We start from the raw sequence: 20,485 nt of genomic DNA, 5'->3' as shown, positions 1-20,485 counted from the left end.
TAGCCATACCCACCCTACGATTTTTGGGTAATTTATTTTTTGGTGTTCCCTTAGAGAATTAGGGTATTTTGTTATTCACGGTTCAATCCCTTTCTTAATTTGAAAGACTCTGTGCGTCTCTTCTTCAAGAGTTGGTTTGTAAATACTCAATTGCTGCTTCTAATTTTGAAGAATATGCTTCAGCAAAGTGTTCAAACCAAAGTCCTTCAGGTGAGAAAGGATCTAATTTAGATAACCATTCCTGGGCTTGTTTTTGCAAAGTTTCTAATTGTTTAGCTTTGAGTTGTTCTAACTCTTGCTGTTTTCTCAACTCTTCAGCAGCATCACGTTCTAGTAAATCGGCTTTGACTTCTGCTAATAAGTTATCCATTAAAGAATTTGACTTATGAGAAGAAGCAATAAATGGTTTAGCTGTAGGTAATTGAGGCTGTTGCAGTTGGGTTTTTATTTCTGCATATTCAGCCTGAATTTCAGCCAGTAGCTTATCAATAGAATCCATTTTTGCAAATCCTATTATGTGTAAAGTTAATCATTAATCGCATTTAGTAGCACTTCTGATAAACTCATATCTTCCATATCTTCCATTGTCACTGTGTCACAAATATCAAATTTTGCACCAGCACTTTGAAGGTCATCATCCAATATTTTTAGAAAACGTGTAGCATTTGCATCTGTACCCACTTGAATGAAAGAAATAGCTAACTCTTCATCTCTATCCATCTTGCGAGAAGCTTCTATAATCACCTTCATGACTGCTTTACGATCATCTGGTTCACCATCAGTAACAACTAAAATTATTTCCCCGTTAGCTTTTGTTTGATTAGCTGATTTACGTTGAAAATAATCATCTGTAGCGTGTTTTAAAACGCCTGCTAAATCAGTAGTTCCTGAAGGGTCGTTTTCTTGGAAAATCTGCACAACTTTACTAGCTGTGACATTTTCATAACGTTTGAATCTACCAGAAAATAAATAAACAGTTATACCATCTGGATCAAATTGATCACATTTACTAGCTAAAGCAAAAGTAGATTCTTGTGCTACTACCCATCGACTTCTGCCACCCTTTTGATCTGGGGTAGCCATGCTGCCGCTTTTGTCAATAATTAAAGTATAATCACGATTTTCTAGCATTGATGAATTCTCCATTTTTGACTCAACTCTTATAAACTAAAATCAATCATTTATGGCATTAAACAAAACATCGACAAGATTCATATTTTCTAAATCATCGAAAGCTAAAGTATCACAAATATCAAATTTAGCTCCAACAGTTTGCAATTGATCATCTAAAGCTTTAAGAAATTTTGTGGCTTGAGGATCATTACCTACTTGAATAATGGAAATTCCCAATTCTTTCTCATGTTCCATTTTGTGAGTAGCATTGATGATGACTTCACACACTGCTTGCTTATCATATTGTCTACCATCAGTGATCACTAAAATTATTTCCCCATTGGGCTTGCTTTGCCCAGCGGCTTTGCGGGTAAAATAATTATTAATGGCATCTTGAAGAACACCTACTAAATTTGTCGTATCGTCAGGAATATTTTCTTCAAAAATCTGTGTTACTTTAGCTGAGGTTACATGATCAAAACGTTCAAATTTCCGAGAAAAAAGATAAACAGTGATACCATCAGGGTCAAACTCTTCACACTTACGAGCCAAAGCAAAGGTAGATTCTTGTAATGCTAACCATTTGCTTTTATCACCTGTTTCAGATAGTTGTGCCATACTAGCACTATGGTCAATAATGAGTGTGTAATCCCGATTTTCAAGCATTAATAATTCTCCAGGAATGATTTATTTAATTGCCGTTTTGGGGTTTTCATATTCTCCCAAATAAATCTTAGGTAAGTATGGTCAGAAAACATCAACATTAGACATCTTGTAAAATACAAGAAAGGGATAACTAACCGCAGATAGTGGCAAATAAAATGTATTTTTGCAAGATGTCTATTAACTAATTAAAGTTAATTAGTCAGTGATTGCATTCATTAATACATCCGCAAGGCTCATGTCTTCTAGATCATCTAAAGTTATGGTGTCGCAAATATCAAATTTAGCGCCAACACCTTGTAGCTGATCATCTAAAGCTTTAAGAAACTTTGTGGCTTGAGGATCTGTACCTACTTGAATAATAGAAATTCCTAATTCTTCATCTCGCTCCATTTGCCGAGTTGCCTGAATGATGACTTCAAATACTGCTTTGCGGTCATCTGGTTCACCATCAGTAATAACTAAAATTGTTTCTCCATTGGGTTTTGTTTGACCAGAAGCTTTGCGTTGAAAATAATTATTCAGAGCATCTTGAAGTACACTTGCTAAGTTGGTTGTGCCAGCAGGGTCATTTTCCTGAAATATTTGTGCGACTTTAGATGATGTAACATTTTCATAACGTTTAAATCTGCCAGAAAAGACGTAAACTGTGAGTCCATCTGGGTCAAACTGTTCACACTTGCGAGCCAAGGCCAGGGTAGACTCTTGGGCTATATCCCATCTACTTCTACCACCTGCTTGGTCAGGGGTGGACATACTACCACTTTTATCAAGGATTAATGTATAGTCGCGATCGCTCATCATAAATTCCTTTCATGATTTTTCTGCCTCTATTTTAACTCTTAGGTAATAACACCTCCTCTAGATCCAGATGGATTGTAATAATGATTTAAGTAACTCAATTCCCAAAAAAACCAGTTTCTGGGGTAAAATCTCTAAACAACTCAGTTAAACAACCGAATATTTAGGCTGTGGAGTCTTACCAACTTACCCCACAGGCATGAATCTGAGCGCAAATTCAGATGAGTGGATCGAGATTACCTGCCTTGATCATGGGAAAATGTCCCGCTTTCAGGTTTATTCGATAATATCGAATTAGTGAATTAAATCACGAGGACAAATATGTCTGTCACCAATGTCACAGAAGCCACATTTAAGCAAGAAGTTTTGGAAAGTGAGACTCCCGTTTTAGTGGATTTTTGGGCCCCTTGGTGTGGCCCTTGTCGAATGCTGTCTCCAGTTGTGGATGAAGTTGCTGCTGAATATGAAGGACAGGTGAAAGTGGTAAAACTGAATACAGATCAGAATCCCACCGTTGCCAGCCATTACGGTATTCGTAGCATTCCCACGTTGATGGTATTTAAAGGAGGTCGGCAAGTTGATACTGTTGTGGGCGCTGTACCAAAAACTAGTTTAGCTAAAACTCTAGCTCAGTATATTCCTTGATAATCATAAGGGTGAATATTGCTCGGCTTTAACTTAACATACTGGAATCTCTGTCAGAGCAAATTATAGATTTGAAATTATAGTAAATCCCTCACTTGTGACCAAAAAAAACATGGGAATGGAGGAACAGAGGAAAAAACCAACTACCTGGAGGTAAGGGTTTTTCTTCTGCTCTTCCGCTTTTTATGAGGTCACAAACCGAATTTTATGAATAAGTAATCGTAAAAAATTAATTACATATATTGTCTTTGTGATTTCTATTTCTGAGAATATGCTCCCGGATTATTTACGTGTTTAGTCAAAAAACTTAAACATCAGGAAAAACAAATGAAACTCGCTTCTTCTCTGCTCACAGGTGTTGCTCTAATAGAAGCGGGGGACTTAAACCCCCGGAATTAGTTAAAATTTATTAAAATTGTCAAATTGGGAGTTTTTTGTCCTGTGCTGAGTTCTCCTTTACCAACTATTAATGCTCTGAAACAACCTACTAGTGATGCTTGGATAGAGCAAGCGATCGCTAATTTGGATATTATCTTACTCGATCATTCCCACTGTGAGCGGAAAGCGGCTGGGGTAGCAATAAATTTTATGTTTCGTTACCCGTCCAATAGTAAAATGGTACGGGAGTTAACTGCGATCGCTCGTGAAGAACTAGAACATTTTGAACTAGTCAATCAATGGCTAGAACGCCGGAATATTCGCCTTGCACCTCTGTCAGCACCTCCCTACGGTGCAGGGTTAAAAACGCAAGTGCGATCGCAGGAACCAGCACGATTTTTAGACAATTTACTAGTTACTGGTTTGATTGAAGCGCGGAGTCATGAACGCTTGGGACTTTTGGCTGCAAACTGTCCAGAACCAGAATTAGCTAAATTTTATCGGGCTTTGATGGCATCTGAAGCGCGACATTTCGGCACATATTGGGTATTAGCTGATACTTATTTTGAGCGGGAAATAGTTATGCAACGTCTTGATGAATTAGCAATTGTTGAAAGTGAATTGTTAGCAACTTTACACCCAGAACCAAGAATTCATAGTTAATTTACCATTTATTTGAGTTGTGAATATGGAAAAACCCAGATACTCAATTGTTTAGAGAAGTTGGGGATCTTGGTTTTCACTATTGATATAAGTAGCCATCATGAACTGCGTACACCAGGACACATGAAAAACCTCTTATTCCCCTCATCGCTTGCGGGGAGGGGTTAGGGGTGGGGTCTTATTTTCAAGTCAGGTTAACAGAAAAATTTAAAGGTATGTGAAGAAAAGTAAAATCGCCCAAAGCTCTCTTCCTGTTAAGAGTTCCCTTGCCCCAACGACAATTTTTAACGCCCACCTACTTAGGGATTTTTATTGATGCAATATTATTACCAAGATTTTTTAATTCGTGACTGGGAAGAGAAAGAACGGACTCAAGCAGCAGAGGTGATTCGTTCTGTATTATCAGAATATGGTTTAGATTGGGAACCAGATGGTGCTGATAGAGATGTGTTGCAAGTTGAGGAATGTTACTTGGCTGCTGGGGGCGAGTTTTGGGTAATTGAACACCAAAATAAGATAGTAGGTACGGGTGCATATTATCCTATAGAGCGGGGAGAAAAAGCTGTAGAAATCCGCAAAATGTATCTTTTACCAACTGTGCGGGGTTTAGGATTGGGAACGCATTTGTTACAACAACTAGAAACTGTGATCGCTTTCCGTGGATTTGAGCAAATTTGGATTGAAACCGCTACTGTTTTAAAAGCCGCAGTCAAACTATATGAAAGTCATGGTTACATCCCCACCACAGGTGTAGAAACACAAAGGTGCGATAGCATTTACGTTAAATATCTTTTTACCAATGATCTGAAATTTTGATTTTTGATTTTTAATTTTTAATTCTTAATTTTTAATTCCCTAAAGGGGTTGAATAATGACAATTTTCAAAAGCTTACTCAACCTGTTTCTGCAATCTAATTGCCCTTTGTGTCAACGCAGCACACCAGATGAATTATGTCAATATTGCAACAAACAAATACAAAGCTGTAATCTCAAAAAATCTAGCTATTTATGGCAACAACCATTACCAGTATTTGCGTGGGGGATTTATGGTGGTTCTCTCAAAAGAGCGATCGCAGTGATGAAATATGAAAATCATCCAGAAATGGGTTCTATTCTAGGACGGTATCTAGGAGAAGCATGGTTATTAAATTCTCTCGAAGTCAATCCACAGCCAGTAATTGTACCCATACCACTCCACGCTAAAAAACTCCAAGAAAGAGGTTATAACCAAGCTGCACTCATAGCTCAAGGTTTCTGTCAAATAACTGGTTTTAAGTTACAATTAAATGGTCTAGAAAGAATAAAAGATACTAAAGCACAGTTTGGCGTATCCGCTTCTGAGCGAGAAAAAAATTTAGCAGCAGCTTTTTCTTTAGGGACAGATTTTCGCCGTCGTCAACCTCAAGCACCAGTGCTATTAGTGGATGATATTTATACAACAGGTGCTACTGCTAAATCTGCTGTGTACACACTTAATCAAAGTAACATTTCTGTTCTGGGTTTAGCCGCAGTTGCTACTACTGCCAAAGATAGATCAATAGCAGATTGATGGTCAAGTTATGGCTGAAAAATCTATAATTAACAAGATTACACTGTGTTTTTAGCAATACTATTTCAATTTATGAATAAAGCTTTGACTGCGGCTTTAAGAAAAATCATTATCTTTCCTGTTACTTTACTAACGTTTACTTTAAGTATAAATACAGTTTTTGCACAAAAAAGTAATTTATACAGCCCAATTCCTTTACCTAGTAGTACGGAACTTTCTGATACTTTATCAGATAAAGATATTCCTACAGGTCAAGGAGGATTTGCCCGTGATTACACGGTGAAGTTAAATAAAGGTGATAATCTAGCAATTGATCTGTCATCGGAGAACTTTGACGGTATGATTACACTATTAGCACCTGATGGCTCAACAGTTGCAGAAAATGATGATGGACCTGATGGTACTAGCAATTCTCTGTTGTTTACCCGTATTACTGAAACTGGAAATTACATCATTCGTGTCCGGTCTTTTGGGGAAACTGGGGTAGGGCAATTTAAACTCAAGGTGACAAAACTGCAACCAGTAAAATAAACTACTTTGAGTTTTCAATTGACCGTTATATGTGAAAATTTAGAGAATATGTTGCAAGCGGCTAAGACGCTCTGAGTAACTTTTCATCACCTGTATGGCAAACATGGGTGTTTCCTGAACAGCGAAGAGAAATCCCTGTTCATTCAGAAAAGCAAGTTTGCAGTCGGTTTTTGCTTTTGCTGTATAGGTTCTATGTTTTATCCCTACTAGTACACCAGTACCAAAAACTTCACCTGCTGAAATTGTTTCTACTGCTTTGCCGTTAACTAATATCTCAACGTCACCGTGGAGAATGCCATACATATAACCACCAGCCTGTCCTTCTTCAAAGATGGCTTCACCCGATGAAAACTCTTTAGGGTTGGGTTGTTTTTGAAAGATGGTGATTGTTGCTACAGGATTTAGCATAAAAGTGTTTCCAATTGGGATGAGTCATACAAGAACTGAAGAAAGTATACTATTTTTTACAGCATAAATTCGGATGCATTTAATAATCACACAGTATTATTCATTCAGGCATAAGTACAATTCCAATACAGCGATACCTGAGATGAGGTTTGCAAAATCATAAACTTTACCAAAAAACCTCTCTCCTTGTAGGAGAAAGGCATTGAAAACTCTATTCCCTTAATGTAAATTTCAGCAATCAAAAGTCAAATCATAATGTTGACAAAGGGTGATAAGTTTTTGTTTGATTTGCGATCGCACATTCTCCGGTGAGACTACAATACAATCAGAGGAATATTGCATGATTTCTCGGATAAACCAGAATGTATTTGATACTCTCCTAATAACGCGCTTCACTTTTGGTTTGTCTGGTATCCATTCCACTCTGTTATCCTCTGGTTTGGTTTGATAGGCAAATGCTAAGTTGTTTAATAGGTGCATTTCTACATCTATTTCATCTAAGTTATTAAGCCATTTTCCAGTAATTTCCGTAACTGCCGCTTCGTTAATTCTGTCTAAACGGAAACACCAGTTATGTTTTAATTCTGGTATGTCAAAATTTCCTTCTGTTTCTTCGCACCAACAATCAAGATATTGACGCTTTTCGTGAGGAGTAATTTTAGCATACCGGACGGTAAAATTAAATACTCGTTCTGCTGCATCTTGATAAGCAAGTTGAAAGGGTTGTTGACGCAAGATATAGTGGTCGATTTGTAAACGCCATGATGGAAGGGAATTAATCAGGAAAGCTTCAATTTCCTTCCGCATGGGTACGGATAATTCACTGCGTTCGAGTAATAAATTGGCGATTATTTCCGCTTGTTCAATTTGTCCGATGTCCTGTAATGCAGCTATACAACGATGTAAAGCCCGGATACGTGAATCCTGCCAGTCATGATTTTTACCAACTATTAATTCACGTTGTGCGATCGCTTTGATGAGTTTGGAGATATTGGGATCTTCTCCCCACATCATACCGAATTCGAGTGCGATCGCTTCTAGTTCGGTTTTGTCTCTTTCTGATACCGACAGGGTTATAGACTGACCTTTGCGACTCATTAAAAATGTCCGTACACTTTATACTTGTTTTCTCTTGTCAACTTTTATTTTCAGTGCCATTATAGATTTTAGCAACGAGTTACGGACATTTTTTAAGGTAACAATGAAAAACTGCAACTAATGGTTGCAGAAATTGAAAAGAGTTATTAAGGGTATGTCAGAAAATTACAGTATTCATCTCAAACCAGTTTATTCTCAAACTGTTCCTACACCTGATGGTGTTAAATTACCAGATGGATTTGCTCTTGTTTGGCATCAAGTCGAAACATTAAAAGCTTTGCAAAATCCAGATATTGATGTCGTTATTGATGTTGCAATGACGGGTGATGGTAAAACTCTAGTTGCTTACTTACAATCACTGCAAGGAGACACACCCGAAGGATTTTGTTATGCAATTGCGCTTTACCCAACTAATGAACTGGCGCGTGATCAAGAAACACAAGTTAATAAATATATCGAGCAATTCAAGCCAAATAATGAACCACGTATCTCAAGGCTAAGTGGAGCAGAATTAGAAATTTATGCTGAAAGTGAGGGAATTAAAAAATGGGAAGCAATCGCAACTCGCATTCAAGAATCGGAAATTATTCAAACTAATCCTGACATTTTTCACTATCTTCATCAGCACGCCTACCTAACTCCTAAAGATAGTCCTAACAAGTTATGGAGTCCTCTTGATACCAAATTTGATTTATTTATCTTCGATGAGTTTCATGTTTTTGCTGCTCCACAAATTGCTAGTGTAATTAATACAATGCTATTGATGCGCCATACCAATCGGCGCAAAAAGTTCCTGTTTCTTTCAGCTACACCGGATGATCAACTAATTGAACTTTTGCAAAAAGCCGGATTTAAACCTACAGTTATTGACCCTTGCTCAAAAAATAAATATCAGTTTCCAGATACTTTAGAGCAAAGTCAACAATTAGAGAAAGATGGATGGCGGCAAGTATCAAGACAAATTGATTTGACTTTTATTGACTTAGAACCTACTTACAAAGCTTCTGAAACTTGGCTTTGGGATAACCGCAATATAATTTTGGAGCATTTTCAACAATATCCGAACAGTAAAGGAGCAATTATTCTAAACTCTATTGCAGCAGTGAAGCGTCTCACTCCATTATTTAGAGAATTTTTGTATCCGTTCAAAAAAGTTGAAGAAAATACAAGTTTAACAGGTAAGACAGATAAAGAAAAATCTTTAAGTGCTGATTTAGTTTTAGGAACTAGCACAATTGATGTAGGCGTTGATTTTAAAATTAACTTTCTCATATTTGAATCAGCAGATGCAGGGAGTTTTATTCAAAGATTAGGTAGGCTAGGAAGGCATGACGGTTTTGAAAAAGAAGATGGAAATAAAATTAGATTTGATATATTTATTGCTTATGCTCTAACACCTAAATTTTTAGTAGAAAAGCTATTTATGGGTGATACTCCAGCATTAGAAGTAAATAGCATATATAATCGTCCTTACTTCCATAACCAAATCCGAGAAAAATATCGCCAGATTAATAATTTTCGAGCATATTATCGAAGATGGGCAGGTGTGCAATCAGTTTTGCTCAGTAGTAGTCAAGGATTAAATCATAAAACAATTAGGTCAGAATATGCAGGTAGTCGGGAAGCATTTATAAAAGATTGTCAACAGGTATTTGGAACTAACTTAGGTAAAGTAAGAGGTTGTATCAGACGATGGAAGGAAGAATGGCAAGAGCTTTCCGGTAATAAAACAGGAAATCCCATTGCTGAAGATGCTTCCAGTTTCCGAGGTTCTAGTGGCTTGCAGTGCGGTTTATATGACTTGACTGAAAAAAATATTGCAGACAGGTTTAAGACTTATGAATTACCTGGAATTTTGAGTAATTTAGAAATTGAGCCGATGACAGAAGCAGAATTTATGCGACGGTTGTGGGAAACAAAAGAACGTACAAATCAAGTAATTCCTAAAGGAAGATTTGAATACTGTTTGGCGTTTATGGAGTTAAAAGATTACAGGGAAGAAAGATTAAATTGGCGGTTTACGTATTCAGGAGACTTGGGAGTGATCGCAGATTCTGCAAAAGTACAAGTTTTATTGGGGGTTCAAGTTATGCAAGAACCTCCTACTCGCTGGATTTATGCAATCAACAAGCGTTTAAAGCAAAGAGGTTTAGTTAGCTACGTCATTCGGATGCAAGTGGACGAGGCAAAAAAACGGCTACAGTTACCAATGCACTTTCAAATTTATCCCATTGATGAAACTGGTAGAGATGATGCAGCAGCTTACTCCGTAGCTTTTGGTCAGTCAGCTTTACTTTTAGATACCCTTGCTTACTGGCTCAAGAGTTCAGGGGGTGAAGCATGGATTTGTTGAAAGTGTCATCCCTGATAGGGATTGTGACTGATGGGACGGAGGAGAAGCTTACGCCAGTAAGTTCAGACGTATTTATTTCAATCCCTAATAGGGGTTGTAGAAACTCGCAAATTTTGCAAGTCTTACTCCGTCCACATATAAAAGTACCACATCATAACACCCAGCCACTAAGTTTTGATTTATTTAACTGTCAAATATGTCTAAACTATATATTGAGAAGCGACCCCTTGACTAGGTACTGAGACAGATGTTAGCGTTTGAGAAACACTCTATTAGGAGGAGCAAATGAGTAAAAAAGAACACATACGCCAACTTTTAGCAGATGGACAGCCTCACACTGTGGAAGAACTGATACGGATAACACACAGATTTAGCGCAGTTATTCACTCACTACGTGAAGATGGATACGATATTAAAACTATCCCGGTTGCACACAACGTCTGTATATACCAGATGTTGATAATGGCAAGGAGAGCCTAATTTTTCAAGTCACTTTGATAGGGAAGCTTATCAGTAGCTTGCGGCGTTAAGTACAGACATAGGTAGTCTCAACCCCCGGAAATGGCTGGTTAAGTCACTTGTCAAACTCACCACTATTTATAGAAGCGTTAAATTCTGTCAAAGCTTCCCTTTTCTTCCTCAATTCAAGCAATTTAAATTAATTTAATTGGAATTTGAAAATGGCTAAAAAACGTGAAAATCCAAAAACGGAACAACTGGAATTATTCAGTAATGAAGAAGCAGATTTACAAGATGAATTAGATGAAGATTATGTAGAAGACGAAAATGAAGATTTAGGTTTTAGCTTTGGCACTTCTAGCCGTGATATTTATATAGAACGTGAATTACTCACACTCAAGCTCTTAAGAGAGGCTATATTAACTCAAAATTCCGATGACGAAATTATGGCAGATTTTGCTAACTATGTCCTACCACATTTGTTGCGAGTAGCCATAGGAGTAACAGCTAAAGGTGGTAAATGGATAGAGGAAAAAGAACAAGAACTAGCAGCACAAGGAGAAACTCTAGACAGACGTAATGCAGGAGATCAATCTCTCAATACTCACTTACTCAATGGTTTATTCCCTGCCAATTTCATTGAACAACGTCTAGAAAAATTAAATACTACAGTTAAACGAGTAATTCGTGAAGCAGAAAGACGCTTGTTAATTGCATCTTTTATTTTACATGATTTTGAAAAATTTGATTATAATAGATTTCCAGAAATGCCACAAAAGTATAAAGATGTTCAGAAAGATAAAAATCGGAAAATTCGTGATTTATCCATATTAGAGCATCGAGAAATTATTGATGTTATTATTCGTGAACTGAAACTGGACTATCTAATTAATCCTCAATCTAACCAGGCATATCATGAGTATCTTGATGATATACTTTGCACAGCTTATAATACGCAAACTAGATGGGATACAAACTGGAACTTTTCAGTACACAGCGAATTAAAACCCAAATTAAAAGGTGATAAGTTAGTATGTCTTGCAGCCTTGGCTTGTCTTGCTGATAGGTTAGCATCTATTATTAAACATCCACAAGATGCTTTAAAATCAGGTATTAATAATATCGTTGGTCAACTTAGTAATAGACAATTAAAACTCAGCTATCACAGTATTGCAGAAAATCGTGGTGTTTTAACTAATGTTGTAAACAACGCACTAATTGATGCACATACAGATTTTAATATAGGGGAAGACAGATATTATGAACCATTGCTTTATTTACCGACAGGTGTAATTTACTTAACAGATCGTAATGCTCCACCTGTAAAAGTTGAAAGTATACCAGAACGAGTTGTTGAGAATATAAAATCACTTTGTGCAGGTGAACTTAAAGCCAGACAAACAGGATTTAGTCGTGATGGTAAAGGCATGAAATATGCCGATTATTACAGCTTATTTTTCGATACTCCAGAATTAATGCAAGTTGCCTTAAAAGCAACAAAACGAATATTAAAAGACGGTAAAAAACCCGTTTCTAAAGATCGTAGTGATAATTTATTTGAATTTCAGAAACAAAATATTTTATCATCTACTTATGATTTTAAATTTAATGATGATATTCGGATAGATCAAATTGCTGAATTTGGTGATTTAGTCAGTCGAAAGATTTGGGGAGAAAAAGTTAAAAAGATTGAGAATATACGTAAACAACGTCAAAATGAACGTAAAAAAAATAAAGCTTTACCAGAAATACCAGCAATAGATTTAGTCGCGGAAGATTTAATTTGTAAAGTTGCTGAACTCTGGAATTTATCTGAATATCTACCTGCAATTAGAGAAATTCAACGAATTAATGAAAGTTTGAAGGAACATAAACTAAAAGGTAACACAGGGGGTGTTCCCTACGAATGGTATTTTTTAGCAGCTAAATATCTAGAACAATACCCAGGAATTGAGGATGTTCGTCCAATGTGTGAGGAAATTATTACCCATATTTCTCACCTTATTGAACCTATTTCTACTCAGTATAAATTACCTGATGGTTGGGATGATTTACGAGTTTGGGTGACAAAAGTGGTTATGTTACCAGAAATATCGGAAAATTGCTTACTACCTTACAAATTTTTAGATGAATTTGAATCTTATAAAGCAGCAAAGAAAAATGGCAGAGGAAGGCAATTAATCTGTTCCATATCTCACTCTGCATATACGGTAACAGAACAAATGGAATCAGCCGTTTTATTTGCTCCTCAAGTTTATACAAATAAGCAAATGTTAGGAGGTTCTAACTCCAAACGTAATATTTCCAGTATCGCTGGTATTGAAATTATGCTGCGACAAATTTTAATGAGTCAAACCCAAGCAAATGGTGGCAGATTTGAGGATGCTAAATATAGATATCTATATTTTTATCCAACCTATTACTGCACCCCTGAAACTAACGCATTTTTGCATAAAGCTTATGACAATATTAAACAAACTCGCTTTGACACTGGAGTTCGCAATCATTTTATTAATAAAGATTTGACCGCTAACTTTGAACTTGAACGCTATCAGAATGTTGATATATTCTATCTTGATGAAAAGACAGAAAAAAGAAATGATCGCACTTTCAAAATTTCTTATCCCAAAAAACAGCCTCTAACTTTTTACTTTATGGCTTTACCTCCAGAAGTTAGAGGCAAAGATAAGAAACCAACAGATACAGAGTCTTGGATAATGCCAGCTTGGTTATCTTTAGCATTTCCGATGATTCTAGATGTAAAAACAGTAGTTTCAGAATCTCCAATTCCACCATTTACAGATGGTGCAGAGTTTGAACAAAGCGTATTTCTCGACAGCGCACCCCAAGCATTTAGGGTTTTACTAAAAGAGGAGCGTTTTCGTCTTGACTACATCTTAGAAGGTTGGAAAGACAAAGAAAGCAAGCAAAAATATCCAGCACCATTAAATGTCTTAACAGCCGCTTACTCTATTCATTTAGATGTTCATACTAAACAAGGTAAAACTGGATTTGACCCCAACTGGGGTAAGTTTACTCAACTTGCAAAAGACTTTGAAACAAGTCCACTCTATATTTTTGCGTATCTGAATGAGTGGGTGCGTAAACAAAAAATTGATGCTCCAAGCATTAATAAAATCAAGCTTTATGCTTACCAATTTTACCCTTGTTTTGACCCTTATACAAAATTTGATTCTATTAAGGAGGAATTAATTGTGTTAGAAGAATCAAAATTGCATCATCCTAAAAAGTTAACTGAACTTTACCGTCAATTCTATCGAGCAAAATCTAGTAAAGGAAAACCGATGAAATCAAATGCTATTTTGAAACCAATTGATGAAGCAGCCGATACTATTATCAAAGCTGACAAAGAATTTTTTCACGGTGAAGTGTTAGTTGATGCGGTTGCAGCCAAAATTTTCAAATTGATGGAGAGAGTACACAATTCAACAGCAGAGGGACGTTGGGTTATTGCTCACCGTGATCAGGAAAGAGAGGCAATTTTAGAGTTTGCAAGATACTTTGTTCAAGAAGTATTTGAAAAGTCATTTGCTAGTGATCGCGCACGTTTAGCTGGCCGTCAACTCAACCTCATAAAAGATACTTGTGAATTTCTATATCGTCTAGAAAATGATAAAGAATGCCGTGATAAAGCTAAAAAACCTAATGATGATATGTCTGATGATGATGATTAACAGTTTCTTCCTAGTTTTAAATTAGGAAAAATATGACTTGATCATCATAATCTGAAAAATTCTTGGATTTACCTAAAATTTGGAGACAAAAATTATGCCATTTCTAAAAACAACTGACTCAAAATTATTTCATAATGCAATTCCTTACAAACCAATGGGAAAATATGCCCACTTTCTCACCATTCGCGTTACCGAATCTTACCCTCTATTCCAAACAGATAGCGAACTAAACAAAGCAAGAGTTAGAGCAGGAGTTAAAGATAAAAACACCATTAGCCGTCTTTCCATGTTCAAGCGTAAACAGTCCACCCCGGAAAGATTAGTTGGTAGAGAATTATTACGCAAATACGAATTCATGACAGCAGAAGAATGTGAATATAACGTATCTTTTGCAATGGATAATCCTGATTGTATTATTTACGGGTTCGCTATTGGTGATTCTGGTTCTGAAAAATCAAAAGTGGTTGTAGATACTGCATTTTCAATTACAGCTTTTGATGAATCTCATGAAACATTTACTCTCAATGCACCTTATGAGAATGGGACAATGGCAGCAAAAGGAGAAAAGAAATCAGATGGTAAATTAGACGGTGAAATAGGTACAGTTACAGCCAGAATTAACCAGCAAGACCATATTAGACCACAAGTATTTTTTCCTAGCATTGTCACACTCAAAGATCCCACAGAAGCTAATTTCCTTTACGTTTTTAATAACATCCTCAGAACTCGTCACTATGGCGCACAAACAACCCGCACAGGTCGCGTTAGAAATGAGTTAATCGGTGTTGTTTTTGCTGATGGAGAAATTACCAGTAACCTGCGTTGGACTCAAGCAATATATGATCAAATGAAGGCTAATGATACTCTCAAATCACCTGATCCTCTCGATGAAGATGATGTAATTGCTGCTGCAAAAACTGCAATTGAGAATTTAATGAATGATGAATTTATCGTGCATACAGACTTTATTGATGAGGCTTTTTTACCCTTGATTAACGAAGTTAAAAACCTCACAAATAATGAAGTGGGAATTAAATCTATCTTGCAAAAAGCTGACACTGAAGCTAAAGAATATGCCAGTAAGCATATCAAAAAGAAAACAGCAGCTAAAACTAAGTAGTTGAATATTCAGATCCCCGACTTCTTAAAGAAGTCGGGGATCTATACCCCATCATCACCACCATGAATATTATCTACCGTTGTCAATTAGAACTACACGACAGCCTCTATTTTGCCACCCGTGAAATCGGCAGACTATACGAAACAGAGCCAATAATTCACAATTACGCCCTCTGTTATGCACTCGGTTTAGTTGATAGTCTTGTCTATTCAACAACCGTTGCTGAAGAAGATTCCTATCGCTATTTCTGCCCCGAACAAGTACCAAAATATGAAGCACATTTAACTCCTTTAAATGAACAGGGAATCTATATAACTCCTGCGCGTTCTTTGCATCACACTGCTATTCTCAATACATGGAAATATGCCAATAATAACTACCATGTAGAAATGGAGAAAACCCAAAAGAACATTCCCAGTTTTGGACGAGCAAAGGAAATTGCACCGGAAAGTCAATTTGAGTTTTTTTTCATCTCTCAAAAAGAAATCAAATTACCAAAATGGATTCGTTTAGGTAAATGGATGAGTAAAGCAGAATTAACCATTGAGAAATTACCACAACCAAAAACAAAAACTGATTTATTCACCTGTACTCATCCTTTAAATCCCTTGGATGTCATGTTTAGCAATCAAGTCATTAGTTATGATGTGGTAAATATGCCTCCAGTTAGCCTCATTCAAAATGTGCAAATGCAAGGAGAATATTACTATTTTGATGATATCAAAAATGTAAAACTTCCCAAACAAATGCAATACCGTTTTCGTGCTTAAAATTTAATCGGTGGGCAATTGCCCACCCTACTTTTAATTATTAACCATGCCCCACAGTCTCATCCTCAACATCACCCCTCAATCTCCTATTTACCCCAATTTCCTCACCGGCAGACATTACCACGCCTTATTCCTTAATCTCGTGAGTTCTGTTGATAGAAAATTAGGAGACTACCTACACGAATCAAACGCCGATAAAGCCTTTACTCTCTCACCATTACAAATACAAAACAGAAATAAAACTCAATCTCCTATTTTACAATATGCTCATCAAAACCCTATTCCCGCAGGTACTTCCTGTTGGTGGCGGATTTCTTTATTAAATGATAATTTATTTAGTCAACTCACACCTTTATGGTTAAATATTAACCCTGAACAACCTTGGCATTTAGGTTCAGCTAATTTATATATTACCAGCATTCAAGGTACTCCCCAATCTACCCAACCTTGGGCTAATGCTTGTAGTTATCATCAACTTTATCAACAAGCAAGTGAGCAAGAACGCAATCTGAATTTCATCTTTTCTACACCTGTAGCTTTTCGTCAAGGTGCATTTGATAATGTTTTGCCAACACGAGAATCTGTATTTAATAGTCTGCTGAATCGGTGGAATAAATATAGCAGTATTGAATTAGCAAATATTCCCATCGAATCTATTTATCCTAGTGCTTTTAATATCAAAACTGAAGTTATTAGCAACTATGAAAATAAATTTATTGGTTGTTTAGGTGAAATTAATTATCGCATTCTCGGTAATCTGGAAACAACAGGAATTAAGCAAATTAACGCCTTAGCTAATTTTGCTTTATATGCAGGAATAGGACGTAAAACAACAATGGGAATGGGCATGGTTAGAAGAAGGTGACAGGGAACAGGTGACAGGTGACAGGAAAGAAGTAAGAAGTAAGAAGAGAAGAGGAGTTATTTATGAAGATTGAATCACACCGAGATTTAATTGTTTGGCAGAAATCAATGGATATGGTAGTTCAAATTTATCAATTATCAACGTTATTTCCATCCATAGAAAATTATCGTCTTACGTCACAAATTACTCGTGCGGCAGTACCTGTTCCAGCCAATATTGCAGAAGGTCATGCACGAGGGACAACTAAAAATGACTTTGCACATTTTTTATCTATAGCTAAAGGTTCATTAATGGAAACAGAAACTTTTTTAATGCTGGCAATTAGGTTAAATTATCTAACTTTAGAACAAGCCAATTCTACATTGTCTCTAATTACTGAAATTAGTAAAATGCTCACATCTCTTCGTTATCGAATATTAAATAACCCCTGAATTATCAAAATTTAAATAACATCACTTGTCATGAATAATCCAAATACAGGTAATTCTCTTTCTACTGTCACCTGTCACCTGTTCCCTGTCACCTCTTCTGATGATTACGTTAATATTGCCTCATTAAATCAATATTCCTACTGTCCTCATCGTTGTTGGCGGATTCATTGTGCTGGTGAGTTTATTGATAATCAATACACTATCGAAGGCACAAGTTTACATGAACGAGTTCACACTGTGGGAGAAGTAAACCGTGATGAAACTTGGCAGATACGAGCAATTTATCTCAAATCTGATCAATATCAACTTATTGGAAAATCTGATTTGATTGAATTTGAAAATGGTGAATTTTATCCAATTGAATATAAACGTGGACGTAAAGGAGAATGGGATAATGATGAGTTACAAGTTTGCGCTCAAGCTTTGTGTTTAGAGGAAATGACGGGGAAAAATATCAATACTGGTTATATCTATTATGCTCAAACTCATCAACGCAAATTAGTAGAAATTACGCCGGAATTACGAGCAAGTACCATCGCAACTATTGAAGCTGTTCAAATGTTGTTATTTACAGGTGCAATGCCTAAAGCTGTAAAAACAAAACGCTGTGATGGTTGTAGTCTTTATTCTCAATGTTTGCCTCAAGCTGTTGATAAAGTTAGTCGTTATCAAGAGGCAAATTGATTGGTTTTTAATTGATGCAAAAAAACCAAAATATCTCTAAAACTCTTTTCTCGTTTCCTGGCTCTGACAGGGAATACATTACTTGTAGGCTCTGCCTACATTCATGACTAATTAAGCGAGGCAGAGCCTCTTAACTGCATTCCCAGCCGGAGTCTGGGAACGAGAAGTAAATACAAAAAAAGGATTAATTATGGGGACTCTTTACGTTACACAAAATGATTCTTTTATCGGGAAGGTTGATGAACGAATTCATGTGAAATTTGAAAAGAAGATACTTCAAGATATCCCGTTTATTCATCTTAAAGATGTGGTTGTTTTGGGACGTGCAACTGTTTCACCGGCTGTTGTTTTTGAATTGATGACTCGTCATATTCCTCTTTCTTTTATTGATGAAAGGGGTCATTATTTAGGACGTTTAGAACCAGAAATGACTGGTAATATTTTCATTCGCAAGGCACAATGGCAAGCTGCGGGTGAGTCTCCCCAATCTATTCATGCGGTACAAGGTTTTGTGAGGGGAAAGTTGAAAAATTACCGTCAGATGTTAATGCGTCGTCAACGTGAATCTAATGATGTTGATTTATCTAAATATATCACTCGGATTGAACAAGCAATTGCTCCCATTGATTCAACTCATAATATCAATTCTTTGCGTGGTTTAGAAGGCGCGGGAAGTGCTGCTTATTTTGGTTGTTTCAATCAATTGATTCGTAATCCTGAATTTTCTTTTACTAAACGTGTGCGTCGTCCTGCGACAGATCCGGTAAACTCTTTATTGAGTTTTGGTTATTCTTTGTTGCGTCATGATGTGCAAGGTGCTGTGAATATTGTGGGTTTTGATCCATATTTAGGATACTTGCATTACGATCGCTATAATAGACCTTCTTTACCTCTAGATTTAATGGAGGAGTTTCGTCCTTTGGTGGTGGACACTGTAGTTTTATCAATTTTGAATCAGCAATTATTAACACCAGCCGATTTTATCTCTGAACCTTTAAGCGGTGCTGTTTCACTTACTCCTGAAGGACGCAAAATCTTTTTAACACAGTATGAAAGGAAAAAGCAATCGGAGTTTAAGCATCCAGTTATGGGTCGTAAATGTACTTATAGACAAGCTTTTGAATGGCAAGCTAGATTACTTGCTAAATACTTAATGGGAGAAACTGAAAAGTATCCACCTTTGGTTTTGAAGTAGTGGAGAAGGGGACAGGGGACAGGTGACAGTTTTAAGAACATATAAATTATTGATTTAATTAGGACTTACGCAAGTGTCACACCAGAAATCTATTGTAGGGTGCGTCAGACTGCATAAATCTAGTAAATAAACAGATTTTTGATATCTGACGTGGTTGGTGAGCTTGCCGAACCACACCTTCCCAATGTGCCAGTTGCATAAGTCCTGTTAATCACCAATTACCAATCCAAAATCTAAAATTACCTTGATGAATGTTGTTGTTTCTTACGATATTTCTGAGGATAAACGCCGTACTAAAATTCACAATATCCTCAAATCCTATGGTCAATGGGTGCAGTATAGTATTTTTGAATGTCAGTTAACTGATACTCAGTATGCTAAACTGCGATCGCGCCTCAATAAGCTGATTAAACCTGATACTGACAGCATTCGCTTTTATTTCCTTTGTGCTTGCTGTTTTGGTAAGGTGGAACGAATTGGTGGTGAACAACCCCTTGATACGACGATTTTCTTCGCTTAATGCGCGAGGGGGTGGGTGTGAAAAATCCAGTTTCTCAAAAAATGCCTGAAATCCCTTTCATACAAGGCTTTCATTAATTTTCTGGATTCACGCACCCGCGCACCTTACACAGCAAGGGTTTCAGCTATTTTTTCTCTTGACACATTTTCTGAAATGGACTATGATAAGGTTGCTCGCGCAATCGAACCTTGAAAACTATATATGTAAAGGCTTTCAGCCTCCCGCTATTGCAATTTCTATTACTCCCTATTAGGGATTGAAACCACCTTTATCTCCGGGCTTACCTGGTAGTCCTTTAATTGCAATTTCTATTACTCCCTATTAGGGATTGAAACTATTTCTCCTATTCGGATTGTGATGCCCAATTTTATTGCAATTTCTATTACTCCCTATTAGGGATTGAAACAAATAAATAATCGCTACTCAATTTCTACTCATTGGTTTATTGCAATTTCTATTACTCCCTATTAGGGATTGAAACCCAGTAGCCATTAATTACACCAGCATCCGACAAGCTATTGCAATTTCTATTACTCCCTATTAG

General features: G+C 36.6%; 20 protein-coding genes and 1 CRISPR repeat array (1 of these 21 cut by a window edge). Of the genes, 14 read left to right on the top strand and 6 right to left on the bottom strand.

The genetic code is table 11. The annotated features are described in order from the left end of the window. Window positions 1-124: 124 nt before the first annotated feature. From A9Y75_RS12205 to A9Y75_RS12190, 4 genes are all read right to left on the bottom strand, one after another. Entirely contained in the window at window positions 125-499 is a 375-nt protein-coding gene (locus tag A9Y75_RS12205) for a hypothetical protein (protein ID WP_071189833.1), read from the bottom strand. A gap of 26 nt (window positions 500-525) precedes the next feature. Continuing rightward, window positions 526-1,131 (bottom strand): VWA domain-containing protein, encoded by a 606-nt coding sequence (locus A9Y75_RS12200; RefSeq protein ID WP_071189832.1) that lies wholly within the window; start codon window positions 1,129-1,131, stop codon window positions 526-528. Between the two features lie 42 nt (window positions 1,132-1,173). Further along, the gene (locus A9Y75_RS12195; RefSeq protein WP_071189831.1) at window positions 1,174-1,779 is read right to left on the bottom strand and encodes a VWA domain-containing protein; all 606 of its coding nucleotides are present in this window, start codon (window positions 1,777-1,779) and stop codon (window positions 1,174-1,176) included. A 195-nt stretch (window positions 1,780-1,974) separates the two neighbouring features. After that, window positions 1,975-2,580: a VWA domain-containing protein gene (locus A9Y75_RS12190; protein WP_071189830.1), complete on the bottom strand. Its 606-nt coding sequence runs from the start codon at window positions 2,578-2,580 to the stop codon at window positions 1,975-1,977. A 318-nt stretch (window positions 2,581-2,898) separates the two neighbouring features. Here A9Y75_RS12190 and trxA point away from each other — a divergent pair, with 318 nt between their 5' ends. The 5 genes from trxA (at window position 2,899) to A9Y75_RS12165 (ending at window position 6,343) form a co-directional block, all read left to right on the top strand. Next, complete coding sequence (gene trxA, locus A9Y75_RS12185) at window positions 2,899-3,222, top strand: thioredoxin (RefSeq protein WP_016952059.1); 324 nt, start codon at window positions 2,899-2,901, stop codon at window positions 3,220-3,222. Window positions 3,223-3,663: 441 nt separating this feature from the next. Then, window positions 3,664-4,263, top strand: a complete 600-nt coding sequence (gene miaE, locus A9Y75_RS12180) for a tRNA isopentenyl-2-thiomethyl-A-37 hydroxylase MiaE (protein WP_071189829.1) — start codon at window positions 3,664-3,666, stop codon at window positions 4,261-4,263. A gap of 315 nt (window positions 4,264-4,578) precedes the next feature. After that, window positions 4,579-5,079, top strand: coding sequence for a GNAT family N-acetyltransferase (locus A9Y75_RS12175; protein ID WP_071189828.1), 501 nt, complete (start codon window positions 4,579-4,581; stop codon window positions 5,077-5,079). 55 nt (window positions 5,080-5,134) lie between these two features. Then, on the top strand, window positions 5,135-5,812 hold the full coding sequence (locus A9Y75_RS12170) for a ComF family protein (protein ID WP_071189827.1): 678 nt from the start codon (window positions 5,135-5,137) through the stop codon (window positions 5,810-5,812). Window positions 5,813-5,884: 72 nt separating this feature from the next. Beyond that, the gene (locus tag A9Y75_RS12165; protein WP_071189826.1) at window positions 5,885-6,343 is read left to right on the top strand and encodes a PPC domain-containing protein; all 459 of its coding nucleotides are present in this window, start codon (window positions 5,885-5,887) and stop codon (window positions 6,341-6,343) included. Window positions 6,344-6,382: 39 nt separating this feature from the next. Here the strand turns inward: A9Y75_RS12165 and A9Y75_RS12160 are convergent, their stop codons facing one another. Further along, window positions 6,383-6,751, bottom strand: a complete 369-nt coding sequence (locus A9Y75_RS12160; protein ID WP_071189825.1) for a cyclic nucleotide-binding domain-containing protein — start codon at window positions 6,749-6,751, stop codon at window positions 6,383-6,385. 231 nt (window positions 6,752-6,982) lie between these two features. Beyond that, on the bottom strand, window positions 6,983-7,849 hold the full coding sequence (locus A9Y75_RS12155) for a WYL domain-containing protein (RefSeq protein ID WP_071189824.1): 867 nt from the start codon (window positions 7,847-7,849) through the stop codon (window positions 6,983-6,985). Window positions 7,850-8,003: 154 nt separating this feature from the next. Between A9Y75_RS12155 and cas3 the strand changes: the two genes are divergently transcribed. The 9 genes from cas3 (at window position 8,004) to cas2 (ending at window position 19,941) form a co-directional block, all read left to right on the top strand. Continuing rightward, a complete protein-coding gene (gene cas3, locus A9Y75_RS12150; protein ID WP_071189823.1) occupies window positions 8,004-10,202 on the top strand; it encodes a type I-D CRISPR-associated helicase Cas3' in 2,199 nt (732 codons plus the stop codon). A 680-nt stretch (window positions 10,203-10,882) separates the two neighbouring features. Next, window positions 10,883-14,356 (top strand): type I-D CRISPR-associated protein Cas10d/Csc3, encoded by a 3,474-nt coding sequence (gene cas10d / locus A9Y75_RS12140; RefSeq protein WP_071189821.1) that lies wholly within the window; start codon window positions 10,883-10,885, stop codon window positions 14,354-14,356. A 94-nt stretch (window positions 14,357-14,450) separates the two neighbouring features. After that, the gene (gene cas7d / locus A9Y75_RS12135) at window positions 14,451-15,476 is read left to right on the top strand and encodes a type I-D CRISPR-associated protein Cas7/Csc2 (protein ID WP_071189820.1); all 1,026 of its coding nucleotides are present in this window, start codon (window positions 14,451-14,453) and stop codon (window positions 15,474-15,476) included. A gap of 62 nt (window positions 15,477-15,538) precedes the next feature. Continuing rightward, complete coding sequence (gene cas5d, locus A9Y75_RS12130) at window positions 15,539-16,246, top strand: type I-D CRISPR-associated protein Cas5/Csc1 (RefSeq protein ID WP_071189819.1); 708 nt, start codon at window positions 15,539-15,541, stop codon at window positions 16,244-16,246. 46 nt (window positions 16,247-16,292) lie between these two features. Then, complete coding sequence (gene cas6 / locus A9Y75_RS12125; protein ID WP_071189818.1) at window positions 16,293-17,111, top strand: CRISPR-associated endoribonuclease Cas6; 819 nt, start codon at window positions 16,293-16,295, stop codon at window positions 17,109-17,111. Between the two features lie 62 nt (window positions 17,112-17,173). Next, entirely contained in the window at window positions 17,174-17,542 is a 369-nt protein-coding gene (locus A9Y75_RS12120; RefSeq protein ID WP_071189817.1) for a four helix bundle protein, read from the top strand. 30 nt (window positions 17,543-17,572) lie between these two features. Next, window positions 17,573-18,226: a CRISPR-associated protein Cas4 gene (cas4, locus tag A9Y75_RS12115; protein ID WP_071189816.1), complete on the top strand. Its 654-nt coding sequence runs from the start codon at window positions 17,573-17,575 to the stop codon at window positions 18,224-18,226. A gap of 190 nt (window positions 18,227-18,416) precedes the next feature. After that, the gene (gene cas1d, locus A9Y75_RS12110; RefSeq protein WP_071189815.1) at window positions 18,417-19,421 is read left to right on the top strand and encodes a type I-D CRISPR-associated endonuclease Cas1d; all 1,005 of its coding nucleotides are present in this window, start codon (window positions 18,417-18,419) and stop codon (window positions 19,419-19,421) included. A 247-nt stretch (window positions 19,422-19,668) separates the two neighbouring features. Next, entirely contained in the window at window positions 19,669-19,941 is a 273-nt protein-coding gene (cas2, locus tag A9Y75_RS12105) for a CRISPR-associated endonuclease Cas2 (protein ID WP_071189814.1), read from the top strand. 226 nt (window positions 19,942-20,167) lie between these two features. Continuing rightward, window positions 20,168-20,485: direct repeats of the CRISPR family, unit length 37 nt; unit sequence ATTGCAATTTCTATTACTCCCTATTAGGGATTGAAAC; it runs 2,582 nt beyond the window's last position.

It is taken from the genome of Trichormus sp. NMC-1, from assembly GCF_001858025.1.
GTDB lineage: Bacteria > Cyanobacteriota > Cyanobacteriia > Cyanobacteriales > Nostocaceae > Anabaena.
This window is presented reverse-complemented; position numbering and strand designations above follow the sequence as displayed.

Bases quoted from the DNA above. Each gene is read 5' to 3' on its own strand.
- cas5d (WP_071189819.1), top strand. From the start codon at position 15,539: ATGAATATTATCTACCGTTGTCAATTAGAACTACACGACAGCCTCTAT.
- cas10d (WP_071189821.1), top strand. From the start codon at position 10,883: ATGGCTAAAAAACGTGAAAATCCAAAAACGGAACAACTGGAATTATTC.
- cas6 (WP_071189818.1), top strand. From the start codon at position 16,293: ATGCCCCACAGTCTCATCCTCAACATCACCCCTCAATCTCCTATTTAC.
- A9Y75_RS12175 (WP_071189828.1), top strand. From the start codon at position 4,579: ATGCAATATTATTACCAAGATTTTTTAATTCGTGACTGGGAAGAGAAA.
- A9Y75_RS12155 (WP_071189824.1), bottom strand. From the start codon at position 7,849: ATGAGTCGCAAAGGTCAGTCTATAACCCTGTCGGTATCAGAAAGAGAC.
- cas1d (WP_071189815.1), top strand. From the start codon at position 18,417: ATGGGGACTCTTTACGTTACACAAAATGATTCTTTTATCGGGAAGGTT.
- A9Y75_RS12200 (WP_071189832.1), bottom strand. From the start codon at position 1,131: ATGCTAGAAAATCGTGATTATACTTTAATTATTGACAAAAGCGGCAGC.
- A9Y75_RS12190 (WP_071189830.1), bottom strand. From the start codon at position 2,580: ATGATGAGCGATCGCGACTATACATTAATCCTTGATAAAAGTGGTAGT.
- cas2 (WP_071189814.1), top strand. From the start codon at position 19,669: ATGAATGTTGTTGTTTCTTACGATATTTCTGAGGATAAACGCCGTACT.
- trxA (WP_016952059.1), top strand. From the start codon at position 2,899: ATGTCTGTCACCAATGTCACAGAAGCCACATTTAAGCAAGAAGTTTTG.
- cas4 (WP_071189816.1), top strand. From the start codon at position 17,573: ATGAATAATCCAAATACAGGTAATTCTCTTTCTACTGTCACCTGTCAC.
- A9Y75_RS12160 (WP_071189825.1), bottom strand. From the start codon at position 6,751: ATGCTAAATCCTGTAGCAACAATCACCATCTTTCAAAAACAACCCAAC.
- A9Y75_RS12120 (WP_071189817.1), top strand. From the start codon at position 17,174: ATGAAGATTGAATCACACCGAGATTTAATTGTTTGGCAGAAATCAATG.
- A9Y75_RS12170 (WP_071189827.1), top strand. From the start codon at position 5,135: ATGACAATTTTCAAAAGCTTACTCAACCTGTTTCTGCAATCTAATTGC.
- A9Y75_RS12195 (WP_071189831.1), bottom strand. From the start codon at position 1,779: ATGCTTGAAAATCGGGATTACACACTCATTATTGACCATAGTGCTAGT.
- cas7d (WP_071189820.1), top strand. From the start codon at position 14,451: ATGCCATTTCTAAAAACAACTGACTCAAAATTATTTCATAATGCAATT.
- cas3 (WP_071189823.1), top strand. From the start codon at position 8,004: ATGTCAGAAAATTACAGTATTCATCTCAAACCAGTTTATTCTCAAACT.
- A9Y75_RS12205 (WP_071189833.1), bottom strand. From the start codon at position 499: ATGGATTCTATTGATAAGCTACTGGCTGAAATTCAGGCTGAATATGCA.
- A9Y75_RS12165 (WP_071189826.1), top strand. From the start codon at position 5,885: ATGAATAAAGCTTTGACTGCGGCTTTAAGAAAAATCATTATCTTTCCT.